This window comes from Vibrio panuliri (assembly GCF_009938205.1).
Classification (GTDB): domain Bacteria; phylum Pseudomonadota; class Gammaproteobacteria; order Enterobacterales; family Vibrionaceae; genus Vibrio; species Vibrio panuliri.
The window spans coordinates 1883078-1908762 of the sequence record NZ_AP019654.1; the positions used below are offsets into that span (position 1 = coordinate 1883078).

A 25685-nucleotide genomic window follows, 5' to 3' on the forward strand; every position below is an offset into this window, starting at 1 on the left:
AAGATGCTAGGAGAGCTTGAATGAAACTTGACCGCTACGACATCAAAATCCTCCAGATACTACAACACAGTGGTCGCATCACTAAGTCACAGCTAGCGGAGCAAATCAATTTGTCGGTCAGCCCTTGCTGGGAGCGGGTAAAAAAACTAGAACAAGCGGGGATCATTGAAGGGTACGGGGCGAAAATCAACCTAGCCTCTAGTGACAACCCCACTTTAGTGATGGTTGAGTTGGCGTTAAAGCAGCACAGTGCTGATGCCTTTCGCCGCTTTGAGCAACTCGTCTCAAACACCCCTCTTGTCACTGAGTGTTATGCGACGGGCGGCGGCGTCGACTACCTGATTAAGTTCCAATGTAAAGATATCGATCAGTATCAACGCTGCATTGATCAATGGTTGGATTCTGATGTCGGCATCGAACGTTACTACACCTATATTGTGACAAAAACAGTCAAATGCCAACAAACCGATCCACTTAGCCAGTGGCAGGACAAAACTTTCTGCCTTTAAAGACGATTTCCGAAAAAAAACTCTGTTTGACTCTGCGGTTTAGAAATAAACGCCCCGTGAGGTGACCTATTGTTTAGGTATCACCACATGGAGGGCGAGTCATGGACACCGCACGTCAATTCGCTATCGACGATTCAAAAGCCAACCACGAAATAATGACCAACCTTGATGACGTTAAGCTACTGCGCAACCTTGCGTACATCAATGGTAAATGGGTCAGTGGCGCACACTTCAGACCGGTCTTTAATCCGGCTAACAATGAGATTATTGGCTATTTCACCCAACTAGCGGCATCACAAGTTAGCTCCGCGATCGATTCGGCAGAGCACGCCTTCACCGCTTGGCGACAACTGCAAGCTGATCAAAGAGGTGACTACCTGCGTAAGTGGCAACAACTGATTTTAGCCGCCAAACACGATTTGGCCCGCCTAATGGTGCTCGAGCAAGGCAAAACGCTTGCCGAAGCTGTAGGCGAAATTGAGTATGGCGCTTCTTTTATTGGCTGGTTTGCCGAGGAGGCGCGCCGCAGTTATGGTGAAACCATCCCTAGCCATATCGCGCATGCGCAGCTGTTTGCTGTGCGAGAACCCATTGGTGTTGCTGGGTTAATCACACCATGGAACTTTCCCAGTGCGATGATCACACGTAAAGCGGCAGCAGCCATGGCGATGGGTTGTAGTGTCGTGGTAAAACCTGCCAGTGAAACCCCTTTTTCCGCTTTAGCTTTGGCGGAACTGGCGGATCGCGCAGGCATTCCACCCGGGGTGTTTAATGTGGTGACCGCCGACGCTAAAACTGTCGCGAATGTGTTTTGCCAGTCAGACAAAGTTAAAGCGCTCTCTTTTACTGGCTCAACTCCCATCGGCAAGCAATTACTGCGTGATGCCGCAGATACTGTCAAAAAGTGCAGTATGGAGTTGGGTGGGAATGCACCGTTTATCGTTTTACCCGATATGGATGTTCAGCAGGCAGCCCAAGCAGCAGCTGAAGCCAAGTTTCAAACCTCAGGTCAGGACTGCCTTGCCGCCAATCGTATTTTCGTTCCACAAAACCACTTTCATGAGTTTGTCGAGCACTTTGCCACGCAAGTCAACAATCAAGTTGTTGGTAACGGTCTACAGGCAGACTGCACCATTGGCCCACTGGTCAACCATAGCGCGGTCGAGAAAGCACAAAGCTTACTCAATGACGCGTTAATCAAAGGCGCAACCATTGTTGCTCAAGCCAATCTGCCACCAAATACCCAAACAGATGGTTGTTTCTTTCCGCCCACACTGCTTGTCGGCGTTAAACCTGAAATGGCGGTTTACCGCGAAGAGAACTTTTGCCCTATCGCCATCGTCATGCCCTATGCCGACCTTGAACAAGTGATCACGATGAGCAATGACACCGAGTACGGGCTTGCTGCCTATGTTTACGGCCATGACATTCATCAAATCTGGCAATGCTTGCGTGGATTGGCCTTCGGCATGGTCAGTGTCAACTCGGTCAAAATGACCGGGCACCCGATTCCTTTTGGTGGAATAAAACAATCGGGGCTTGGACGAGAAGGAAGCAAGCATGGTTTGGAAGAGTTTAGTGAAATCAAATATTGCTGCTTAGGCAACCTACCTACTGTCAGTGGCAGTTAAGCAAAGTCATCGCTTGGAGGCGTTATGGATAAATTCACACAACAGTTATTAGAAACCGACCGCCAGCGCGTGTTTCATGCATCGACACATTTGAAGCAGTATGCTCAAGGCGACTTAGCAGGACGTATCATCACTCATGCCCACGGCATCCACATACATGACTCACTTGGCAATCAACTGTTGGATGGGTTTGCGGGCTTGTATTGCGTGAATATCGGTTATGGACGCCAAGAGATGGCTGAGACCATCTACGAACAAGCCAAGAAGCTCGCTTATTACCATACTTATGTGGGTCACAGTAACGAGGCTTTGATCCAGCTCTCTGATCGCATCATCAAAATGGCGCCTCAGGGAATGAGCAAAGTCTATTATGGTATGTCAGGCAGTGACGCTAATGAAACTCAACTCAAGTTGGTGTGGTATTACAATAATCTCCTCAACCGGCCTGAGAAGAAAAAGATCATCTCCCGTGATCGTGGCTACCATGGCTCCAGTATCGCATCTGGCTCAATGACTGGCTTACCCTTGTTTCATGCCCATTTCGACCTGCCATTGGAACGGATTAAGCACACCGTAGCCCCCTACTATTACCTTCGCCACGACAGTGAAATGACCGAGCTTGAGTTCAGTCACTATTGTGCCGAGCAACTAGAGACATTGATCCTTAATGAAGGGCCAGATACCGTGGCTGCCATGATAGCAGAGCCAGTACTTGGGACCGGAGGCATCGTTCCGCCCCCCGCCGGCTATTGGCGCGCGATTCGCCAAGTACTCGACAAATATGATGTGCTGTTGATTGCTGACGAAGTGGTGTGTGGCTTTGGTCGTATCGGTTCACCATTTGGTTCAATTTACTACGATATGCAGCCCGATCTTATCACCGTCGCCAAAGGGCTTACCTCAGCATATCAACCACTATCTGGCGTGATTGTCGGTGAAAAAGTATGGCAGGCACTCGAAAATGGCACCGATGCATGGGGACCTTTTGGTCATGGCTATACTTATTCGGGTCATCCACTTGGTGCGGCCGCGGCGAACTGTAATCTTGATATCATCGAACGTGAAAATTTGATTGAGGTTGCCGCTGACACAGGGCAATACTTGCAAAGCAAGATGCAACAAATGTTTGCTGACCACCCTATCGTAGGAGACTCTCGTGGTGTGGGGATGTTGCATGCACTCGAATTTTCGGCCAATAAACAGCAACGAACACCGTTTGACCCCAATTTGAAAGTAGGGCCACAGATTGCCGCAGCCTGTCTCGACGTTGGGTTAATCGCACGAGCTATGCCCCACGGCGACATTCTCGGCTTTGCTCCACCACTGATCACAACGTGTGAAGAGATTGATGTCATGGTCGACAAAGCACACTATGCCATCAATAAAGTGATGGATAAGTTGGTCACCAACAAGCAGTGGTACCCACGCGATTAGCCTTTGGATGGCTTACGATATTTATGCAGTAAATCAAGTGGAATATGACAATAGTCATTAGGATGCAGTGTTAAGCGGTCTTGATGTTCAAGATCGCTTTTTACATAGTTAGTCAGCGGCAAAACTTCAACGACGATACGCGCTCTATCTTCTCGCTTTTCAATATACTCCCTTGCTGCGACCAAATGATGCGCCTCTAAACTATAAACACCCGTTCGGTATTTTGGCCCAATGTCGTCACCCTGTTTATTTAGGCTATATGGGTCAATGATTTCAAATAAGTAACCGACCAACTCCTCTACCGAAACGATGGATGGTTCAAACTCAATTCGTACACACTCAGCATAGCCATCGTAATCACTTTGAGTCGTATTACTGGCCCCATTCGCACGTCCAGCCTCAGTATTGGTCACTCCCGGTAAATGACGAACAAACTCTTGCACTCCCCACAAACAACCACCAGCAAGATAAATCTCTGCCATCAAACACCTCTAAAATTGATAAACGACACAAAAAACAAAAGCGAAGTATAAACTCCGCTTTTGTAAACGTTTAGTTTTTTGGTCACTAGCTCATTCGCCCTAGCATCCGAGAAATCGTGTTGTCTTTATCCACTACCTGGTGCTTAAGCGCACCGACAACATGCAACACAAAGACTGCAATGATGATGTTGACTGAAAAACCGTGAATCGCACCGCCTAGCTCCTGCAACCACGCGATTTTGTCACCCTGACCGATCAGTTGCCAACCAAAGATGTCCACACCTCGCCCACCGCCAACACTCATCGCGATACCCGACAACGGCATTAATAACGTTGCTAACATCAAAATCCCATGCACGGATTTCGCCAACTTATCTTGCCATGGTGCGACAGGAGACGCTGGAGAAATCGCCCCCTCTTTTAGCCGCCATGCAATTCGAGCAATTGCAACCAACAATATCAATGCACCAAGTGATTTATGTATACCAATCAGTTCAAATTTTTCTGGGCCTCGTGGCAGATCGGCCATATACAAGCCAAGCACAAATACGCCAATAAACATCAAGCCGGTTAGCCAATGCAGGGAAATAGTTTGCCAAGAGAGGGGTTTGTTGTTGAGCATCACAATTACCTTTATATTTGTATGGTTATTGTGCAATTATCCAACAACTTGATTATTTAAACTATCGTGCGGAGTGTAAATTTGAGTAAATTGTAATCTAAAGGTTACAAGTTTATCACCAAACAACAGACCTCAGCCCGTTTAACAATCGGTATCGACGATTCTCACGGTACAGACACACCCTTCAGCCGGACACCTTGAGCCGTTTTTGCGCCCAAAAGAATCATAAATTACGTAGCAACCATCCGGTAATGTATCAAGCTGCGCACTATCTAAATCTTTTGATTCAAATGGATAATCATAGCCAACAACAAGGTGTCTATTTCCATATTCAAACGTCATATCACTCGACAAATTAAGGGTTAAAAAGTCCACCATGTCGAGCTTATCAGCAGCTTCACCTTCACTTTCAGGACACAAAGTTCCCCAGTCTACTTCAACCGAACCAATGCCAAAGTCGATAACGTAGTCAGCTTGCGCATTACCACCTGACGGCACTTTTTCTTCGGGAACCAAACCTTGAATATAGGATTTAGCCTGAACTTGATTTATTACCGATTCCATCGCGCTTGCTACACCGTCAAGAGAGGCCGTTCTAGCCGCGGTCGATAAGTTCATAAAGCGTGGTGCGGCGACAACCGCGACGATTCCAACAATAATCAGCACAACAACCAGCTCTATAAGAGTAAAACCTTTCTGATCAATACTTTTCATCCAACCAACTTCTCATCTGATGAAAATACAACATGGTGCCATCATACATGACACCATTGTTTTACAAATAGTTACATTCACAAAGTTGATAAGATGGTCACTGATAATTTCGTCATAGGTACAAAAAATCCGGCCACGTATGAGGCCGGATTGCGAAAACGAGACTGAACTGACTCGAGTATAATTACTTCACTTGGTCAGCCGCCGCAAAGATAGCTGGTAACACCTTATGGAAGATAGCAATTGCCATACGTGGTGTTTCTGTTTGCGGGTAACCACCATTCATCGCCACAACTGTGCCTGTTTGGTGATCCATCGCCACGACTTGACCATGAATGCCGACCATTGCCATCACTTTACGACCATTGAGGTCTAAAGTACGGAACTGATCTTTATACCAACCGTCAGCAAGTGCAGATTCTTTGCCTTTTAACCAAGCGCTGCGCACTTCAGCATTACCTTCAAGGATGTTGGCAATAAACTCAGCAGGTACAACTTGCTCGCCTTGATAGTTCTTGCCTTGGTTCATTAGCATGCGTCCTACGCGGGCCAAATCTTTCGTTGCCGCATTTAAACCACCCGATGCAACTGGGTTACCAGCATAGTCGGCTTGATAATGAGCATTGTTCGCCATGCCCACTTTACCCCAGATCTGCTTCTCCAATAGATCCGCAAGTTTCTCACCAGTCGCCGCTTCTACTACCTTACCAAGCACTTCTGTATTGATGCACTGATACGCGTATTTACTGCCCATTGGGGTTGCCACATCTTTTACCATTGGCATGTAGTCTTTAATGCCATTTGGATAAGTGTCTGAATGGTCACCGTTCCAACCTTGAGCGTCAGTCATACGTGTATCCCAAGACTTATGTTTTTGCACTTCTTGGATAACATTGGTGCGCATATCAGCGGTTTCTTGAACTGTCGCTCCATCCCATGCTGAACCTTTAAGCTCAGGTAGATAATCGGTTACTGGCTTACTCATATCTAGCTTGCCTTGTGCCGCTGCGATACCTGCCAACATGGCTGTAAATGACTTAGTCACCGACATATCAAGGTGAGTTGATGTCTCATCCATGCCGTTCCAGTAGTGCTCATGGAGCAGGTTGTCGCCTTTTAACACCACCATTGAGTGGTTCTTAACGCGATCACGTAGGAAGTCGTTCAATGACATTTCACCATCAATGGCCGGTACCATAATTTGGGAAAAATCTAACGCCTTGTCCGTTTTAAATTGCTCCGGTGCTACGCCTGATTTTTCGATTTCGTATGATGGCGTAAACTTATAGGCGTTCGGGAAAGAAGACGCGGCATACTCCGCAGAATCCCACAGTTCAACAGGAAGTCCTGATGCTGTAGCCGCTTCTAGAAAAGCCTGATCTGGCTGGTGAAATGTAGCCGCATTTGCAACAAAGCTACCGCTCAGTAAAAAAGCAAGAGAAAGTGATTTTAGTTTCATCGTCGTTTCCTTTTAAGCATTTAAGATGGTCGTTCTCAAACACTGGGTTATGCGTTGAAGTTCATTTTGTCTGAAAGCAATTTAACTCGAATTGAATAACTGCCATAATTGCTGAGCATGCAACCTACGCATGCATTTGGGTTTCCAGGAGCAGAAAATGAGTGTAAATATCGACTATCTAGCCGCATTTGTTGAAGTGTATGAGCAAGGAAGCTTTGCCAAAGCCGCCAGTCTTTCCTCTTGTCATGCGTCAACTTATAGTCGAAAAATTAGCAACTTAGAGGACGACCTTGGCTTTGACCTCTTTGTTCGTCATAGCCGTTCGTTAGAACCTACCCAACAAGCTAACGCGATTTACAACCATGCAAAAGGCTTTCTAATTGAGGCCAATTTATTTGGTGATAAAGTTAAAAGCGTGGTAGATGGTCACTCAGGGGATACGATTATTGCGATCGATGTCGCAGTGAGCGAACTTGGCGTGGTAGCAGCAATAGCCAAGCTCATTAAGGCGATACCTTCACTAAACGTCACCATTATCACTGGCGATACTGAGTCTACTCGCCAAGCCATTATCGACGGCACTGCGGATATGGCGTTTGCGCTGACTACGTACTCCCTACCCGCAGAGGTAAACAGCTTTCGATACCAAAGCTTTCCATTTACCCGAGTTGCCACGCAAGAGTATCTCTGTCAATACGATTATATGGAGGGTAAACCATTCACCCCGAGCACAACTCGAAACATGACACAGATTATTCTCAATCCGTTACGTAATCTCGGTATCGAAAGCCAAGTATATAGCCACCATCTGATTAAAGTGGATAGTCAAAAAGTCGCGTTAGAGTTAGTCAAATGTGGCGTCGGTTGGTGCAACATTCCTGAGATGATGGCAACAGCGGAACTTAAATCAGGCGAACTGACTCAGTTTCACGTTGAAGATGACTTTGCCCTCAACTGGTCAATAGAGCTGATGTGGCCAACAGAAAAAGTCTTTGATCCTGTCCGCGAAAAGTTGATCACCATTATTCAGTAGTCACATGACCAGACGGAAACGACGATTACGCAGTAAGATACTGTCTCGGTGGACTAGGTCACTGAATGGCTTAGCGTCTCACGACACAATCTCTGCCGTTTGATTTTGCCTCATATAAGGCCTGATCCACGCGTCTAATAAGTGTGTTCCAGTCATCGTCTTTTTGCACCTGTGTCACGCCAATGCTCACGGTATAATGGGCTATCGACCCTTTCGCGCCAGACAATTTCTTCGCACTACGCCTTACTCTATTGGCGATACTTTCCGCTACTTTGCCATTAGTATTGGGTAGAACGACGAGAAACTCTTCACCACCATAACGAAAACACTTATCGCTATCTCGACATAAATTGTAAATTACCCGCCCAAAATGTTTGATCACCAGGTCACCTTTATCGTGCCCTAAAGTGTCATTGACTAGTTTAAAGTGGTCTAAATCAGCAAGCATCACTGAGTAATGGTTTCTAGGGTTGCTAAACAGTACATCCGGCAGCACAGCTTTTAGTCCAGTTCGGTTATACAAGCCTGTAAGTTCGTCAGTTATCGCCGACAGGTAAGTTCGTTTGAGCAAGCGACTTGTTAACATCCAAATCACGCAAAATCCCAAACTCACGACGGTTAGAGTCGTCATTACAAAGGATAATTTGTGCAGAAATGAAACCGAGTAGTAGTCCTTTATCGCATCTTGATTGTGAACAACGAGGATTCTTAACGCCATATAAGCCGCATTGATGAGCATAGTGACCATCAGCAGTAGGCGAGCTTTTTCATCGTCACGCTGAGTACCCGTCTTATTGGCATATAGAACTAAACAGCAAATCGTAAAGACCAACACGCTTCGAGCTTCTATTCTTGAACCGACTGACGGCTCGACAAGGGTATAGTAGAAAAAAAACGCGATAACCCCGAGAACGCTCACCCACCCGATAGTGGCCAAATGTTGGCTCGCGCCACGCAGCAATACAATACCCAATAGGAAAAGTCCAAACGCCACGCTGTACGATGCGTTTGAGAAAAAAACTATATATGTATCAGATTGGGTGACCCCAAGACAGAGAGGCATCAAGCTCAAACCCAGTAGTAACGACGCATAACCAATAAAATCGATACCATGAGTCATACCGGCAAACATGTACTTGTAACAGAACAACAGAGCGGCAGCGATAGCAAATGCCAATACCGTGCTATATAGGGCTAATGTATATGTATCCATACCACTACCAAAACAATCTCTTCAATATTTTGATTATTGTTCAATTTCATTCCGAAAAGTGAAAACTTCCCTTTTGATTGAGCTGTCTCAATAATTATTCGATTTTATAAACATTAATTTGCTTTTTTTTGAATTGAAACATTTATAAAACCACCAAGCAAAAGATGACTCATTCAAAATTTCTATTAATCAAAACAAAACATACCAAAGATGCCTGTCCCGATAGCAAAACGCTCAAGGTAGAATCTGACGGCAACTTGAGTATATAATCCCTCGCGTTTTCATCTGGGACACAAAAATGATTTCAAAAAACCAACTTAAACTGCTGCGTGCATTGGGTCAGAAGAAACAGCGCAAAGCACTTGGCCTATTCCTTGTTCAAGGTGAAAAGAATGTTCTTGAGCTGGCGAACAGCGACTTAACGGTCAAGCATGTGTTCGCTACCGCGGATTTTCTCACCCACAACCAATCCGTTCTCAACCGCTTTGAGTGTATTGAAGCGTCACTGGATGAGTTAACTAAAGCCAGTACGTTGGTCAGCAATAACGCGGCAATTGCAGTGGTCGAAATCCCTCAATATTGCCAACCAGCCCCGCAAGGTTTAATGATTGCGTTGGACGGCGTACAAGACCCAGGTAACTTAGGCACAATTATTCGTGTCGCTGACTGGTACGGCATCAAGCACATTGTCGCAAGCAGCGATTGTGCTGACCCTTACAACCCAAAAACCATCAGTGCAACGATGGGCAGCTTTGGTCGAGTACAAGTTCATCAAGTCGATCTCCCAAGCTACTTGAGCCAATCAACACTGCCTGTCTACGGCGCATTTCTAGAAGGCGTCAGCGTGCACAAAACTCACTTTGCAGCACAAGGTATTTTGCTGATGGGCAGTGAGTCTCACGGTATTCGCGCAGAAGCGGCTAAGTTTGTGACCGATAAAATTACCATTCCAGCCTTTGGTGGCGCTGAGTCGCTGAATGTCGCTATGGCGACTGGTATTATTTTGGACAACATCCGTCGTCAGCATAGCTAATGACATCCAAGGTGATACGTTAAGCGATGTCGCTCGACAACCCTGACAGTGCTATCACTAAGTACAAAAAAAGCGTAACGCGATAAACGTTACGCTTTTTTATATTCAAAATAGAGAGTTAACGCTCCAACATCCCCAACTTGTCAGGCACCCCATTCCATTTTTCAGCGTCATCCATTTCGGCTTTGACTTCGGTTTGGTTTGGCCAGATTTCGGCAAGTTCCGCGTTCAACTCTTTATAGATCTCTTGACCTTCCGGCAGTTCATCCTCTTGGAAGATCGCTTGTGCGGCACACTCGTCAACACATAGGCCGCAATCAATACACTCTATCGGGTTGATTACCATAAAGTTTGGCCCCTCGTGGAAGGCATCTGCTGGGCATACCGCGACACAGTCAGTGTATTTACATTGGATACAGTTATCCGTTACGACAAACGCCATGACAATCAACTCTTAATTAAGCAAAAAAAGAAGCGGCGATAATACTGATATCGCTGGGGGACTTCAAGATACATCACCCCGTGGCAAACAAAGTAAATCGCATCACTCAAACTCTAATACCATTTTAGTTAGATATATTTGATATGACAGTCAAAGCAATTTCTCGTAAAATGCGCGCCATTGTGAGCGCAAGGCTCTCGCCTTTGCTGCTAAGACACCATAAATAACGAGACATCAACATGATACGTTTAAATGAAATCAAACTTCCTCTTGATCATGAGGAAGGCGCGTTACTCGACGCTATTTCTAGCAAGCTTGGTATTGCTACCGAGCAAGTCATCTCTTTCAATGTATTTAGACGTGGCTACGATGCTCGTAAGAAAACCAACATTCATCTTATCTATACGCTTGATGTAATTGTTGAGGGTGATGAAAGCGCCCTACTTGAACAGTTTTCTAAAGATCCGCATGTACGCCAAACCCCAGATATGGAGTACAAGTTTGTTGCCAAGGCTCCTGAAAACCTTACCGAACGCCCTGTGGTGATCGGCTTTGGTCCATGTGGTTTGTTTGCTGGTTTAGTGCTAGCGCAAATGGGCTTTAACCCAATCATTGTTGAGCGCGGTAAAGAAGTTCGTGAACGTACCAAAGATACCTTTGGCTTCTGGCGTAAACGCACCCTAAACCCTGAATCAAATGTACAGTTTGGCGAAGGCGGCGCGGGTACATTTTCTGATGGTAAGCTGTACAGCCAAGTCAAAGATCCAAATTTCTACGGTCGCAAAGTGATCACAGAATTTGTGGCAGCAGGTGCGCCTGAAGAGATTCTTTACGTTAGTAAACCTCATATTGGCACATTCAAACTGGTGACAATGATCGAGAAGATGCGCGCTAAGATCATCGAACTCGGCGGTGAAATTCACTTCAGCACTCGTGTAGACGATCTGCACATGCAAGATGGTCAAATCACAGGTGTAACACTGTCTAACGGTGAAGAGATTAAGTCCCGTCACGTGGTACTTGCCGTTGGTCACAGTGCTCGCGATACATTTGAAATGCTGCATGAGCGTGGTGTTTACATGGAAGCGAAACCGTTCTCGGTTGGTTTCCGTATTGAGCACAAACAATCAATGATTGATGAAGCGCGTTTTGGTCCAAATGCAGGGCACCCTATTCTTGGCGCTGCTGACTACAAGCTAGTTCATCACTGTAAAAATGGTCGTACCGTATACAGTTTCTGTATGTGTCCTGGTGGCACAGTAGTAGCCGCGACATCGGAAGAAGGTCGCGTGGTAACCAACGGTATGAGCCAATACTCTCGTGCAGAGCGTAACGCAAACAGCGCTATTGTTGTCGGCATCTCACCAGAAGTCGATTACCCAGGCGATCCGCTAGCCGGCATCCGTTTCCAACGCGAGCTTGAATCTAATGCTTATGTGTTAGGCGGCGAAAACTACGACGCACCTGCACAGAAGATTGGTGACTTCCTTAAAGGTCGCGATCCTAGTGCTCTGGGTGATGTTGAACCGTCGTTTACTCCGGGTATCAAGCTGACTGACCTGTCTAAAACCCTACCGCCATTTGCCATCGAGGCGATTCGTGAAGCGATCCCTGCGTTTGACCGTAAGATCAAAGGCTTTGCTTCTGAAGATGGCCTGCTGACCGGTGTCGAAACACGTACGTCTTCACCAGTTTGCATTAAACGTGACCGAGATTTCCAAAGCGTTAACTTAAAAGGCTTCTTCCCTGCTGGTGAAGGTGCTGGTTATGCTGGCGGTATCTTATCTGCGGGCATTGATGGTATTAAAGTCGCTGAAGCCGTGGCGCGCGATATCATGTCGCAATTCGACAACGCATAGTCGACGCCCTTGCTTATGATTAAAAAGCCAGCTCACTCGAGCTGGCTTTTTAGTTCTCAAAACAAAGACACAATGTGAGCAAGTCAACATTCCACGCTATTCAGATACACTATTTTTTGCGCCAACAAACCCATTCTCAATACTATGTCGAACAACAGCGAGCGATAATCGTTCTAATTACGAAACGTTGTTTTGGTGTGAGAGAATCAAAAAACTCCCACAAAGGTTAAGCACCACCTATTCCCATACCGATCAGCGGTCATCTCACCGCTACTTTCGGCTTTATTTCTAAGTGTATAGTGCATCAGTATAAGGAAGTATTATGTGCGTAACGATTAGACGAGCAACTATTGATGATGCGAAACAGATTAGTGAACTCATCGTCCCCCTAACCAAAAAGTATGTTTGCCCCACCTGGGAGCAAGATGCCCATCATGTAGTCTTAGAGTCGATGTCGGCTGAGAACGTCGCAAGCTATATTGCTAACGACTACTATTATCTTATTGCTGAAGATGAACATCAGAGTGTTATAGGCGTGGCATGTATGCGTGATTTTTCTCACCTTTACCACCTATTTGTTGCAGAAAAACACCAAGGGAAAGGGGTTTCTCGTTTGTTGTGGCAACGTTTGAAATCCGTTTCACTAAAACAAGGAAATCAAGGTAGATTTACCGTTAATGCCGCTTTAAATTCTGAACAGGTTTATGCCAAATTTGGTTTTAAACGCACTCAAGGCGTTAGAAAATGCCGCGGTATGGTCGATGTACCAATGGAGTTAACCGTTGCCGATAAAGTAATCTAACCAAAGGAATCATTATGCTCAACAAGGAAGACACTGGACTTATCGTGGTCGATATTCAAGGAAAACTTGCCACTCTCGTCGACGACAGCGAGACCATTATTGAAAACTGCGGTAAGTTAATTCAAGGAGCTAAAGCACTGGGGCTGCCTATCATTTGGCTTGAACAAAACCCCGAAAAACTCGGTCCAACTGTCGATAGCATCAGTGAGCTAATGGCTGATCAAACGCCTATCCCAAAATTTACCTTTGATGGCTGTAACGAAGTCGCTTTCAAACATGCGCTAAATGAAGCGCAAAAGCACTCTTGGATCGTCTGCGGTATTGAAGCGCATATTTGCGTTTATCAAACCGCTACCCATCTTGCCAATCTTCACTTCGATGTTCATGTGGTCAGTGACTGCACCTCATCTCGAGATAGTCGCAACAAAGAACTCGCACTCAGTAAATTTGCCAGCCGCAACGTTAAAATTACAGGCTTAGAGATGTGTTTGTATGAGTTAGTCAAAGATTGCCGAGCGCCTGAGTTTAAGCAAATACTCAATCTCATCAAATAAGTGAGATAAAAACTGACCAGACACCAGTGGCATCTTATAAAGCTGGTGTCCTACCCTTTTCGATGACAATGTGATAATTTTATTGATCTCAATCACTTATAGTTGAATTACTCGTCAACTCTCGTTTGATTTGCATTGAGTTTTTCTTGATAAGAGCCTCTAATCGTATCCATCATGATATGTAATTGATCAAATACCTCTGACTATTACACTCAACCCTCAATCATCGATAATGGTCAGTAATGAACTCCCGCTTTTTCCACGCTTTTAATCACCAGTTAAAACCCGTTTTCAAGCTGTTCCTAGTAACACTTGTCATCGTGACGTCGTTGTACGCTACGTACAACACTTTAATGATTAAACGCCTCTCAAAAAGCATTGCTGGCGATTTTGAACAGATTTACTCCATTGGCCGACGATTCGCTCAATACTACAATAACACCAACACCACTTACTTAACCAAAGGGACGTACACCCCAAATGGTGTCAGCGTCGTGGTGTCACAAGATACCGACGTTAAAATACTCTCGACGGGTATCAACAAAATGCGTTCTCAGCTAGAAACCATCGCCAAAGGCTATATTTGGACCATTGCGATTTTTGAGCATCCTTCAAACTATGGGCATTTTCTCCCATTGCGTAAAACCTATGAAGAACGTTACAAGGACTATCAAGCTGACGATGTGATGAACCGTATCGTCAAACTGGAAGGGTTAGAAAATACGTTCAACCAATTTTATGGTTGTGACATCAAACTCTCAGAGCCCTACTCAGAGCCCGGCTCATCTCAAATGGTTCGTACCGTCTACTATCCTGTCTATAACCAGAAAGAGATCGATGCACTGCTGGCGATTGACATTAAGGAAGGCTTTATCGACGCTAAAATCGCGTTGTTTAATGATGAGTTTTGGACATCGATGGATTCGTTTGCCCACGGCATGACATTCCGTGTACCGGTCAACATCTCGTGCACAGACGCCTCTCCTGTGTATGTAGGTTTTAAGATCTCTACTATTGCAGTACGGTCGCTGCTCCCTGCACTTCTCATCACTTTGCTCGTTCACCTTTTAATGGTGTTGGCACGACGCAATCAACTGCGCGTATGTCAGGACAAAATGACGGGTTTTTACCGACGCGACTTTTATGAGCCAAGGCTTACAAAACTGCACACGTTCTCAATGCTAATTATCGATATCGACTTTTTTAAATCGATCAATGACACTCTGGGCCATCAGAAAGGGGATGATGTGATCGCCGAAGTGACAAAACGCATCGCGAGCCAAGTAAGAGGTAGCGATATCGCGGTAAGATGGGGCGGTGAAGAATTCTTACTGCTGTTTACCGACATGGAAGCCAACGTTTTATCAGACAAAGCTGAGGCGATTCGTGACCACGTTGCGAAAAAACCAATCGCGGGGCTTAACGTCACCATCTCCATTGGCGGTGTGCACCTTGCAGAAGGCAGCTTTGCTGATGCCTATCGAATGGCCGATGACTCCCTTTATAAGTCAAAGCAAAATGGTCGCAACCAAGTCACTATTTTGACAAATAAAGACAAAGCGATGAGTTAACCACCTACCGAGGTAGGTGGTACTTTAACAAACTAGAATTTAATAAAACCAAGTGATTGAAGGTAAACCAAAACCAGTGCCGCAGGCGTTACATATTTAATGGTTACGATATAAACAGTCTTTATTTTCATACCATTACCAGTATTGATTTCTGCGAGCAGTTCTTTCGGATCGCTAAACCACCCTACCAACAGCACCATCACGAGTCCGCTACCTGGCAACAGTATGTTAGATACAAAATAGTTTGAAAGATCAAAAATACTCATACCAAACAGTTTAATATGGGCTATTGGTCCAAATGAGAGTACTTGGAAAATCCCCAAAATAAAGATCCCTGTTCCTAGGATAGCTAACGCCTTATTCCGCGACCATTTGAGCTCATCGGTAAAGTAAATGATGATCGCTTGCAACAGTGCAATCGTCGTCGTCAAACAAGCAAAAAACAGCGCAAGGAAGAAGATGGTGGCAAACACCATACCAAATTGCATGTTGGCAAAAATAGTAGGAAGTACGATAAACACCAATGGCGGTCCAGCCTCAGGTTCAATACCAAAAGAGAACACGCTAGGGAAAATGATCAACCCCATCAAGAAAGCGATAAATAGGTTACCGATAATAATATAAATAGCATTACTGGTGATCGCTTGTTCTTTTGCCATGTAGCTACCATAGGCCACCATGTTCCCCACGCCGATACCCAACGTGAAGAACGCTAAACCAATGGCGGCAAGAATGGCTTCCGGTGTTAGAGCAGAGAATTTAGGTAACAGATAAAACTCTAATCCTAAGTGTGCATTGGGTAATTGAAGCGCATTAACCACTAGGATAATGATCATGACAAACAGTGCCGGAATAAGTACTTTACACAGTTTTTCAATACCGTTCTGAATGCCTTTCGTCAGTACTCCAACCGTCAATACCATCATGACAAACTCCCAGAAAACTAAGGAGTATGGTTGGTTAAGGAATGTTCCAAAACTTTCTATCACCTGCGGGGATTCCATCCCCGAGTAAGAGCCAGTCACCGATTTGAAGAAATAGGCAATCGTCCAACCAGAAATACCGATGTAGAACGATAAAACAATGATCATGACCAGTAGGCCAGCATACCCAACGTAATGGTAGCGCTTACCGGGAAATAGTTTTTTAAGGGCAGAAACGTAATTGAGCTCAGTTTTGCGTCCGATGGCAAACTCAGTAATTAAAATAGGGGTAGAGATAAACAGAAGTGCTAAAAGATAGATACATAAGAAGGCTGCTCCACCATATTTACCAACAGTAAATGGGAACATCCAAACGGCACCAAGGCCAATTGCACCACCAATGGAAGAAAGCACAAACCCAATGTTTGAATTCCATTTTTCTCGTGTTGGCGGGGCATCGATTTCAGGTGACGTCATCTGTGCATTTTTCGGTGTAGCTTGTGTAGTATTTTCCATGCTAATACCTCACTAATCTAACTGTATGTAGAAAGAGAGAGTGAAACACTCTCTCTTTCATGCGTTCTACAACATCTCAAATCCTGCTGTGAAGTGGCGTAGCGAGGTGATCTTCGCTTCGTAAACTAGCTTCATACCTCGGTATGAATCTCGATTTTCATAGATGTAGCCTAACGCCTCGGCGATGACGTCAAGATGTGCATTGGTGTAGACACGGCGTGATATACCAATTCGCATGATCTCTAACGCAGGCATGACCTCTTCACCCGTTTCCGGATGTTTAGAACCGAAAGCACACGCACCAAGCTCAACACAGCGAACGCCAGCTTCTTCGTACAACGCAACCACCAAACGCTGTGACGGGAACTCATGCTGAGGAATATGAGGGAAGAAACGACGCCCGTCGACATACACACCATGACCACCTGTTGGCTCAACAATTGGAATGCCCTTTTCTTTCAAACGGTCACCGAGGTATTTAACTTGGTTGATTCGATATTCCAGATAATCTTGGTCAATACCTTCGTATAAACCAACAGCTAACGCTTCCAAGTCGCGTCCAGACATGCCACCGTAAGTAATGAAACCTTCACGAGCGATCGTCAACTGTTGCGCTTCAGCAAAGATCTCAGGGTTACGTGTAACAAACAGACCGCCCATGTTCACCAGACCATCTTTTTTCGAACTCATGACTGCCGTTTCGCAGTAAGAGAACATTTCTCTAGCGATCTCAATAATTGGCGTGTTCTCATAGCCAGCTTCACGTTGTTGAATAAAGTAGGCGTTCTCTGCGTAACGAGCACAGTCGATGATAAATGGAATATTAAACTCTTTTGCAATTTCGCTTGTTTCACGAATGTTCTGCATAGAAACTGGCTGACCACCATTGTTATTACAGGTGATGGTCATGATGATGACAGAGACATTCTCAACACCTTTCTCTTCGATTAGGTGCTTAACCTTGGCGATGTCCATATTGCCTTTAAAAGGAATTGGTGCACTTGCGGTATCAAGGCCTTCATCTACAACAAGGTCGGTCGCCAACGCCCCCATGATTTCCGCATTGCCTCGGAATGTATCAAAGTGCATGTTACCAATAGCATACTTCCCTTTTTTGGCATACAAGTTAGCCATAATTAGGTCAGCAGCACGGCCTTGGTGAGTTGGCTGTACAAACGGCATGCCAAAGATATCTTGTACTGATGCTTCTAAGTTATAAAAACTCTTACAGCTCGCGTAGGACTCATCACCTTTCATCATCGCTGCCCATTGTTCAGTACTCATCGCTGATGTACCACTATCGGTAATACAGTCGACATAAACATTTTCAGCTTTGATTTTAAAGGCATTATATCCAGCTTCTTTTAGAAACTGTTGGCGTTGCTCTTTAGTTGTTTTCTTCAGGTTTTCTACCATTTTGATACGAAATGGTTCAGCTTTCATAAATCTCATATATAACTCCTTTGTTACAGAATTCGCAATTTAAATAGAAGGAAAATTGTCGCCAAAATATTCCATTAAAAGTCAGCCGTAATTCATACCCTGTTGTAACCACAAGTGACATAAATAAGAAAAACTTTAAAAACGAATATCTACAGCAAAATTAAATTAGACATGAAATAAATCACATAGTTGAGCTCACTCAATCTAAATTAATAGAAAGCGTTCATTTCATATCATAAACCAAGCACAAGAATTCGAAAGATAAATTAATATCCATTCATTGTGATTAGTTAAAATTAGTTAGGAGATTTTCATGCAATTAAAATAGTAGGTATCTGTCTATCATGCCGCTATGCCAATAGTTGCATTAATAGAAATGATATCATATAGACAAGTACGTGGCCGGTTATCTTCGGTTTGTGACTCGAGAATCTATCACGAATAACAATAAGCTATAACCCATGCTACTTGCTGTAGCGACCATAAAACTATTAACTGCTATGAAAACAATTAAGAAGATTTTTCGGAAGTAAGACGAGAAGTGAAATTGTAGTCAGTTGTGTACCAATCGATTATAAGCCTTGATACAGACTTCAGTTGTAAACACCTATCCATGTTATGATCCTATCTAAAAGATTAATAACGCCAGTGACACCATTATTAATCTTTCTCTAAATAGATGTATAGCAGTATTGTATGTAACTGTGACCGGTGATGTAATTTTTATGGTTTGTGTAAACTATATTAGACATCAATAAGCACAAACCTATTATATTAATCATTTCGATTGGCAATAGTTATCAACACTTAAAAGATTAATAGTATTGCCCATATAAGAATATCTATAACTTATATATTCCTTTAAAGCCAAGAGAGTAAATTGGTTTCATATTGCCAAATTGAAATATAAACTTACTCTCTCTTATTACATCAATTAATAACTGGGTTTAACTAACTCACCACAGAGGACTGGCTCTTCTCCGTTTTAATCACATTTTGATTTGAGGTGACGATGTCGCTATAAGCTACCGCTATTTCTCTAAACTTTTCTGCATTAGCAAGAAACACATCGGTTAACACCGGATCAAAGTGATGCCCTCGCCCTTCGGTAATAATCGCTATCGCCTTTTCATGACTAAATGCGGGTTTGTAGACTCGCTGAGAAATCAGAGCATCGTACACATCGGCAAGCGCCATGATACGGGCTGAAAGCGGGATATCCTCACCACTTAGTCCTCGCGGATAGCCACTGCCATCCCACTTTTCATGGTGACAATAGACAATCTCCTTGGCAAACAGCAAAAAGTTGTCGGCATAACCAAGCGACCCTTCTGCTGCACAAATCGCAGCGTAACCATACTCGGTATGCCGTTTCATCTCCTCAAACTCTTCCGCCGTGAGTGGGCCCGGTTTCAGTAAGATGCTGTCAACAACACCGACTTTGCCAATATCGTGCAGAGGTGCTGACTTTGCCATTGCAGTGATCACTTCAGGTAACAGTATCGACTGGTACTTATCCAACTTTGCCAATTCAGTCGCTAATGTCCTGACGTAGTTTTGTGTTCGTCTAATATGGTTCCCAGTCTCAGGATCGCGCGACTCAGCCAGTGCCCCCATCGCAACCAAGGCGACATCTTGTAAATCACTTAACTGCCGAGTTCGTTCTCTCACTTTGTTTTCCAGCAATTCATTTTGTTCTGCAAGTTGGTCTCGCGCGGACTTAAGTGAAAGGTGGTTCTTAATCCTTTGCTTTAAAATCGTCGGACAAATCGGTTTAGTGATGTAATCCACCGCGCCTAATGCTAACCCCGTGGTTTCGTTGACCTCTTGTGATTTAGCCGTTAAGAAGATAACAGGGATATCTTGGGTTTCTGGGCTGGCTTTCAACTGCTCACACATTTGGTAACCGTCGATATCAGGCATCATTACATCCAACAAAATAAGATCAGGCTTTCTTTTGCTGATAATTTTGAACGCCGTCTCCGCTTTGGTTGCGGCCTGCACTGTGTATTCATCAGATAAGATACTTTTGACGATATCAATAACCGTTGGTGTGTCGTCGACAGCTAATATGGTGGCTCGATTGACTTGATGCATACTTCTATCCCCCTTACACCTTCTCTTTATCCTGATGATTAAATCGAAGAGTCGCTTGTTTTATTAATGGCACGGCTGACTCAAAGTCATAGTTGTTGAGTGCTTGTGAAGCCTGTGCGGCTAACGCTGAATCGAATTTGCCATTTGAACTTGCCAATAGTTGGTCAAATGTTTCCACCGCAGCACTATCAAAATCGTCCATCTGAACGTAGAGTCGTTCAATAAGTTGCTGGCACAATACGTCATCGACTCCTTCCTGACTGACTGGCTGCGCGTCCTCGGCTAATGCAACCTGTATTGCGGCGATCATTTGGCAGACCCGTTGATCAATTTGATTCAATAATTCCTGCTCGCCAGCCCCTATTTCGCATCGACGTTGCTGCTGTTGAAGCGCTAGCGCATGTTCAAGTTGCTCTGCAGGTTTAACTAAATCAACAGCGCCAATATTGCCCGCAATTCCCTTTAGAGAATGGGCAGCAATCACCGCCAATTGAATCTCGCCATTGGCAACGGCATGAACCACACGTTGCACCACATCCGCTTCAGATGCCGCTACATTGGCGAGGGTCTTTTTATACGCTGCCACGTTGCCCCCCATACGCGCCAATGCGCTGGCAGTATCGAACCCTTCAATCCGTAACTCTGTCGTTGGCTCAGTGGCAATGTACTCCATCAGGCGCGGCGCATCCGAAACCACACCGGTTGGTTTAATCCAATTCGCCAATGCTTGGAATACTTGATTTGGGTTTATTGGTTTGGATAAATGCTCATTCATACCGGCAGTGAGGCACTTTTCACGATCTCCCGCCATCGCATTGGCAGTCATTGCGATAATAGGCAATGATTGTTGGTCATAGGTCTCACGGATTTTGATCGTCGCTTGATAGCCATCCATCACTGGCATTTGCACGTCCATCAATACAATATCGAACGTTTCACTCATGACTCTCTCAACCGCTTCCTGACCATTGTTTGCGGTCACTACTTCAACACCAATTAGATGCAGCAACTCCGTTGCAATTTGCTGATTGATCGCATTATCCTCGACTAAAAGTACTTTTGCGCCGGCGATTTCAGGGGCGATATTCAGATCAATCTTGTCACAAATTACCCGCTGACTGACGGCGTGATCTTTGGTTATCACACTTAGCAAAGTGTCCAATAACGTGGAAGCGCTGACTGGCTTAGTCAGACATGCGTCAATCTTGGTGCTTCCTGCTTGGCGAATTAGCTCATCTTTGTCATAGGCAGTTACGAGAATCATATAAGGCTTAGCGGTTAGCGCCTTGTTTTGTGCGACCTGACAAGCCAACTCTAAGCCGTCCATATTGGGCATCTTCCAGTCGGTTAGAACCACATCAAATGGGCGACTTTGCTGTTGGGCAAAGGTGATTTTCTCCAATGCCTCCTCCGCCGATGAAGCTAAAGCGGCATCAATTTTCAATGTGTGGCATAGGGTGTGCAAAATCTCACGGGCGGTGTCACTGTCATCGACAATCAATACTGAGATATTGCTAAGCTTTCGAGCAGCCTTGAGCGGCTCACTCTTTTGGTTCGAGCGTTCAAACTGCGCAGTGAAGCAAAAAGAACTGCCACTTCCTGTCTCACTCGTTACCCAGATTTCCCCCTCCATCAGTTCTACCAAGGTTCGAGAGATAGTCAGCCCCAAGCCCGTCCCACCATATTTACGCGTCGTTGATGCGTCTGCTTGGCTAAATGACTGGAATAGGCGTGATATCTGCTCTTGAGTCATGCCGATGCCCGTATCGCGTACGGTGAACTGAGCAAGCACTTGCTTATCAACAATGGAAACCAGCTCCGCTTTGACGACTATTTCGCCCTGCTCAGTAAACTTAACAGCGTTGTTAGTAAGGTTTAGTAGCACCTGACCTAACCTCAGAGGGTCGCCGACTAACTGAGTGGGTAGATCGGGATCAAGGTCAATCAAGAGCTCCAACCCCTTTTCTTGGCATTTATGCGCCACTAACTGCACCAAGTTATCGACACTCATCTGCAAATCAAAGTCGGTCTTTTCTAAGTCCAATTTACCTGCTTCAATTTTCGAGAAATCGAGAATATCGTTGATGATGCCGAGCAGGTTTTCAGCAGAGACTTGAATTTTGCCAACATAGTCAGCTTGTTGTGGATCTAATTTCGTTCGCATGGCTAAGTAGCTCATACCAATAATCGCATTCATCGGTGTGCGAATCTCATGACTCATATTGGCGAGAAAATCACTTTTGGCTTGCGTCGCTTCTTCCGCCTTTTTCTTCGCGAGTTTTAACTCTCGCTCTGCCACTTTACGCTCCGTCACATCACGCACAATCGCGGTGTAGAGTACCTTTCCAGCCAACTCTGACTCACTCACAGATATCTCAAGATCGACTGCATCCCCCGTGTTGCTGTAACCAACAAACTCACCAACCAAGTTATGCTGACTGAGGGAATTAGGAGTGTTTTGCTGATAATAGCGATGAAATGGCGGTGAAATCATTGAATCGATAACACTGCCGTTAGACAACACCTCTGCTGCACGGTAGCCAAATATCGATTCTGCTGCTGGGCTAAACTCAACTATCGTGCCTTGGCTGTCGACCACAATGATGCCATCGGAAGCATGATCGATAATATTCCGTGTCCGCTCGGAATGTATTTGCAGTTCAATTGTCCTTTGCTTGACTTGCCGTTCCAACTCAACTTGTGTCCGTGCTAATGCAGCGGTTGCTCGCGTACCAACCCGCATGGTGAAGACACTTGTACCCAGCATCAAAACCAATGCAACCGTTAGCATCGACCAAACCGTCATCTTGAAGGTACTCAAAAGTGAATACGCCTCTGCGACATCCATTTCTGCTGTGATACCAATATTAAGCACGTCATCCCACACCCATTTGCCAACAACCGGAACACCGCGATAGTCGTTATATCCTTGCAGGTTGCGCCCGGAATTACGCTCTGAAATACTTTGAGCCATCAAAGTCAGAGGCCAAGTTGGGTCGGCCGCTTGTGGCTCGGAAGATAAATCGATACCAGGGTCGGCAACGCGAATATTTAATGAAGAACGCTGTTGTTCACCTAGCAAACCAATCTGCTTAAGCTGCTGCTCAAAGCGGACGTTTGATAGCAACAAGCCGGATTTATCGATGGCATAAGTTTCACCACTCTTCCCAATAAAGCCCGCTGATAACACATTGGAAAAGAACCCTTGAAAGTCGACACGCTTAGTCAGCACAGCGATAGTCTTACCATCAGCATTAATCACTGGTACCGCAAAAAACATCGTTGGAGGGTTGGTTTCACCGTCATCTTGCAAAGTCACATCGGATTGAATTGGAGGCACAAACACTCTGCGACCATTGAGTGCGCTCGCCATTAAGTCTGGACGCTGACGCTCAATCAAGTTGACCGTACCAATGTTGGTATCTCGCCGTGACGAGACACTAATATGGTCAGGAGAAATGATAAAGTAACCAAAAGAGCCAGCAATGCCGGTTCTTGACTCAATAAATTCGCGGATCTGCTGCTGAATGGGTGAGCTCACCAAAGTTGAAGGTTTCCGTTCAACAGTGAGCAACTGTTCCACCATCGCCACTAATTGTGGGTTCTTACCCAACTGGCTCAAGCTGTTCAACTCAAGATCTACCCAATCCCCTATCCGTTTGTGTGCCGATTCCAGTACGGTCGATAGATTATGATTGATCGACTCGACGCTTTTGCGCTCGGCATAGCGGGTGACGATTAATGCCGTCGCAATTAGTACTCCACACAACACCACCTGCACAGCCAACATCGAACGTTTAAAGCTTTTATTGCCAAATTTTGCTGCCAGCAGTTTATCGTTGATTTTAAATACACGAGAAATCAACAACATTAATACCGCAGTAAGAATAACGGCGACCACAATAACGTACTTAAGTGACTCAACCAGGTTGAGTGGCGTTTTTGCTGGCAAAACAGGTGTCACCGCTTGCGCCCAATCATTTTTACTCAAAATGACGCCGCGCAAGTCCAGCGAATCTAAACCTTTTTGCACAATTGAGTGCAGTTCAGAAGCTTGACTGTTTGACCACAAATGGAGTGCCGAAGGTGACAAGACATCTTCATCGATGGCTCGCAAACCAGAAATTTTATGCTCAGCGAGCCAATTGAGTACGACCATTTCCGCATCAAGTACCGCATCCGCTCGACCATCGAGAACGGCGGTAATCGCCTCTTCAATACCAGCGGTCTCTAACACCTGTACATTTGGGTAGAGATCTTTAATTTTATCGATGGTGGTGTAACCCGCCGAAATTGCAATCGTCGCATCAGTAAGGTCGGCAACCCGAGTCAAGTCGCTTCGTTCATCCGGCACAAAATAGAGTTCTCGGATCAAAAAGTAAGGGGTCGAAAAATCGCCATAGGTCTTTCGCGCTTCGTTTTTGTAAGCATGAGGTAGAAGGTCAATTTGCCCCTTCTTAAACAAACTCAATAGATTTCGCCAGCTCCCCGTGACAATTTCTATCTTCATCCCTGTATCAAGAGCAATTTGCTTAACGATATCGCCAGACACACCAGCCAGTTCACCCTCACTATCGACATATAGCATTGGTGGCCAATCCTCAACGCCCACACGAACAACGTTCTCTTGCAGCCATTGTTGCTCTATTTGGGTTAGATTGAGAGGGTTTTGCTGTCGACGGTCCGCGACACGCTGCTCGATTCGTTTGGCTAGCGCCATCAATGCCGTCATATACCGCTCTTTATGCAAGTGGTATTCGGTTCCATTAATTTGCGCCATCGCTTGGTCAAGACGATTCGCTCTGACACTGTCAATCACGCGCATTTCTATCGCCACAAGCTCAAAATGCGCGGTCTCTAGTTCTCTGATCACGGGCCAGTCGCTTGAGTCCTGACTCGCGAGCAGCGCACCAATGAGTGCAGTTAACCGAGTTTCAGCATCAAGATATCGGTCACGCCATTTTTCATCTGCAGAAAAGGCGTAACTTAAGATCGATGATGTGAGTACCTCGTCGAGGTACTTAAGCTCTACTGCGATATTTTTTACTTGGTCTTGGGTCAAGTCACCACGTAGAGACGAAGGATTAGCTTCAAACTCATTCGCACTGCTCCCGCTCGATACTGAGCACATCAGCAGCATGAACGCCACGATCACGCTAATCCATTGTATGCGTGCTTTGCTTTGTATTTTAGTTGCACGCCTGCCTAGCCATAGCATTTACTCATCCTTTAACAGGTCACTATAAAAACTTAGGAGACGGTTGAAAATACAGCAAATTATTTCATAGCATTAATCTGCATAATCTCGAGCAGATCATTCAATACGACGGCAAGGTAATGGGCCATGT

At 45.1% G+C, this 25685-nt stretch carries 19 protein-coding genes; 9 read left to right on the forward strand and 10 right to left on the reverse strand.

Annotated elements, in window-relative coordinates; translation table 11 throughout:
• The first annotated feature begins 20 nt into the window (after positions 1 to 20).
• The 3 genes from GZK95_RS08590 to GZK95_RS08600 all read left to right on the forward strand — a co-directional run bounded on the left by GZK95_RS08590 (position 21) and on the right by GZK95_RS08600 (position 3574).
• Positions 21 to 509: an Lrp/AsnC family transcriptional regulator gene (locus GZK95_RS08590; protein ID WP_075716045.1), complete on the forward strand. Its 489-nt coding sequence runs from the start codon at positions 21 to 23 to the stop codon at positions 507 to 509.
• Positions 510 to 610: 101 nt separating this feature from the next.
• Positions 611 to 2140 (forward strand): NAD-dependent succinate-semialdehyde dehydrogenase, encoded by a 1530-nt coding sequence (locus tag GZK95_RS08595; protein ID WP_075716046.1) that lies wholly within the window; start codon positions 611 to 613, stop codon positions 2138 to 2140.
• A gap of 24 nt (positions 2141 to 2164) precedes the next feature.
• The gene (locus tag GZK95_RS08600; RefSeq protein ID WP_075716047.1) at positions 2165 to 3574 is read left to right on the forward strand and encodes an aspartate aminotransferase family protein; all 1410 of its coding nucleotides are present in this window, start codon (positions 2165 to 2167) and stop codon (positions 3572 to 3574) included.
• Here GZK95_RS08600 and GZK95_RS08605 read toward each other — a convergent pair.
• The 4 genes from GZK95_RS08605 to GZK95_RS08620 form a co-directional block, all read right to left on the reverse strand.
• Positions 3571 to 4056, reverse strand: a complete 486-nt coding sequence (locus GZK95_RS08605; RefSeq protein ID WP_075716048.1) for a peptide-methionine (S)-S-oxide reductase — start codon at positions 4054 to 4056, stop codon at positions 3571 to 3573. The genes GZK95_RS08600 and GZK95_RS08605 overlap by 4 nt on opposite strands.
• Positions 4057 to 4141: 85 nt before the next feature.
• Positions 4142 to 4678, reverse strand: a complete 537-nt coding sequence (locus GZK95_RS08610) for a cytochrome b (protein WP_075716049.1) — start codon at positions 4676 to 4678, stop codon at positions 4142 to 4144.
• A gap of 141 nt (positions 4679 to 4819) precedes the next feature.
• Positions 4820 to 5392, reverse strand: a complete 573-nt coding sequence (locus GZK95_RS08615; protein WP_075716050.1) for a prepilin-type N-terminal cleavage/methylation domain-containing protein — start codon at positions 5390 to 5392, stop codon at positions 4820 to 4822.
• A 184-nt stretch (positions 5393 to 5576) separates the two neighbouring features.
• Positions 5577 to 6851: a serine hydrolase domain-containing protein gene (locus tag GZK95_RS08620; protein WP_075716051.1), complete on the reverse strand. Its 1275-nt coding sequence runs from the start codon at positions 6849 to 6851 to the stop codon at positions 5577 to 5579.
• 157 nt (positions 6852 to 7008) lie between these two features.
• Here GZK95_RS08620 and GZK95_RS08625 point away from each other — a divergent pair, with 157 nt between their 5' ends.
• Positions 7009 to 7884 (forward strand): LysR family transcriptional regulator, encoded by an 876-nt coding sequence (locus GZK95_RS08625; protein ID WP_075716052.1) that lies wholly within the window; start codon positions 7009 to 7011, stop codon positions 7882 to 7884.
• 70 nt (positions 7885 to 7954) lie between these two features.
• Here the strand turns inward: GZK95_RS08625 and GZK95_RS08630 are convergent, their stop codons facing one another.
• The gene (locus GZK95_RS08630; protein WP_075716053.1) at positions 7955 to 9097 is read right to left on the reverse strand and encodes a GGDEF domain-containing protein; all 1143 of its coding nucleotides are present in this window, start codon (positions 9095 to 9097) and stop codon (positions 7955 to 7957) included.
• A 298-nt stretch (positions 9098 to 9395) separates the two neighbouring features.
• On the opposite strand from GZK95_RS08630, the gene GZK95_RS08635 reads away from it, so the two are divergent.
• Positions 9396 to 10130: an RNA methyltransferase gene (locus tag GZK95_RS08635; protein ID WP_075716054.1), complete on the forward strand. Its 735-nt coding sequence runs from the start codon at positions 9396 to 9398 to the stop codon at positions 10128 to 10130.
• A 118-nt stretch (positions 10131 to 10248) separates the two neighbouring features.
• On the opposite strand, the gene fdxA is transcribed toward GZK95_RS08635, so the two are convergent.
• Positions 10249 to 10572 (reverse strand): ferredoxin FdxA, encoded by a 324-nt coding sequence (fdxA, locus tag GZK95_RS08640; protein WP_075707766.1) that lies wholly within the window; start codon positions 10570 to 10572, stop codon positions 10249 to 10251.
• A gap of 239 nt (positions 10573 to 10811) precedes the next feature.
• Between fdxA and GZK95_RS08645 the strand changes: the two genes are divergently transcribed.
• The 4 genes from GZK95_RS08645 to GZK95_RS08660 all read left to right on the forward strand — a co-directional run bounded on the left by GZK95_RS08645 (position 10812) and on the right by GZK95_RS08660 (position 15358).
• On the forward strand, positions 10812 to 12431 hold the full coding sequence (locus GZK95_RS08645; protein WP_075716055.1) for an NAD(P)/FAD-dependent oxidoreductase: 1620 nt from the start codon (positions 10812 to 10814) through the stop codon (positions 12429 to 12431).
• A 322-nt stretch (positions 12432 to 12753) separates the two neighbouring features.
• The gene (locus GZK95_RS08650) at positions 12754 to 13233 is read left to right on the forward strand and encodes a GNAT family N-acetyltransferase (RefSeq protein ID WP_075716056.1); all 480 of its coding nucleotides are present in this window, start codon (positions 12754 to 12756) and stop codon (positions 13231 to 13233) included.
• A 14-nt stretch (positions 13234 to 13247) separates the two neighbouring features.
• Positions 13248 to 13787 (forward strand): isochorismatase family protein, encoded by a 540-nt coding sequence (locus tag GZK95_RS08655; protein WP_075707772.1) that lies wholly within the window; start codon positions 13248 to 13250, stop codon positions 13785 to 13787.
• A gap of 242 nt (positions 13788 to 14029) precedes the next feature.
• On the forward strand, positions 14030 to 15358 hold the full coding sequence (locus tag GZK95_RS08660; RefSeq protein WP_075716057.1) for a GGDEF domain-containing protein: 1329 nt from the start codon (positions 14030 to 14032) through the stop codon (positions 15356 to 15358).
• Between the two features lie 32 nt (positions 15359 to 15390).
• Here GZK95_RS08660 and GZK95_RS08665 read toward each other — a convergent pair whose 3' ends face one another.
• From GZK95_RS08665 to GZK95_RS08680, 4 genes are all read right to left on the reverse strand, one after another.
• Complete coding sequence (locus tag GZK95_RS08665; RefSeq protein ID WP_083626363.1) at positions 15391 to 16797, reverse strand: sodium-dependent transporter; 1407 nt, start codon at positions 16795 to 16797, stop codon at positions 15391 to 15393.
• 66 nt (positions 16798 to 16863) lie between these two features.
• Positions 16864 to 18249: a tryptophanase gene (locus GZK95_RS08670; protein ID WP_075707776.1), complete on the reverse strand. Its 1386-nt coding sequence runs from the start codon at positions 18247 to 18249 to the stop codon at positions 16864 to 16866.
• A gap of 942 nt (positions 18250 to 19191) precedes the next feature.
• The gene (locus GZK95_RS08675; protein WP_075707778.1) at positions 19192 to 20337 is read right to left on the reverse strand and encodes an HD domain-containing phosphohydrolase; all 1146 of its coding nucleotides are present in this window, start codon (positions 20335 to 20337) and stop codon (positions 19192 to 19194) included.
• 13 nt (positions 20338 to 20350) lie between these two features.
• On the reverse strand, positions 20351 to 25555 hold the full coding sequence (locus GZK95_RS08680) for a response regulator (RefSeq protein ID WP_075714662.1): 5205 nt from the start codon (positions 25553 to 25555) through the stop codon (positions 20351 to 20353).
• Positions 25556 to 25685: the final 130 nt, after the last annotated feature.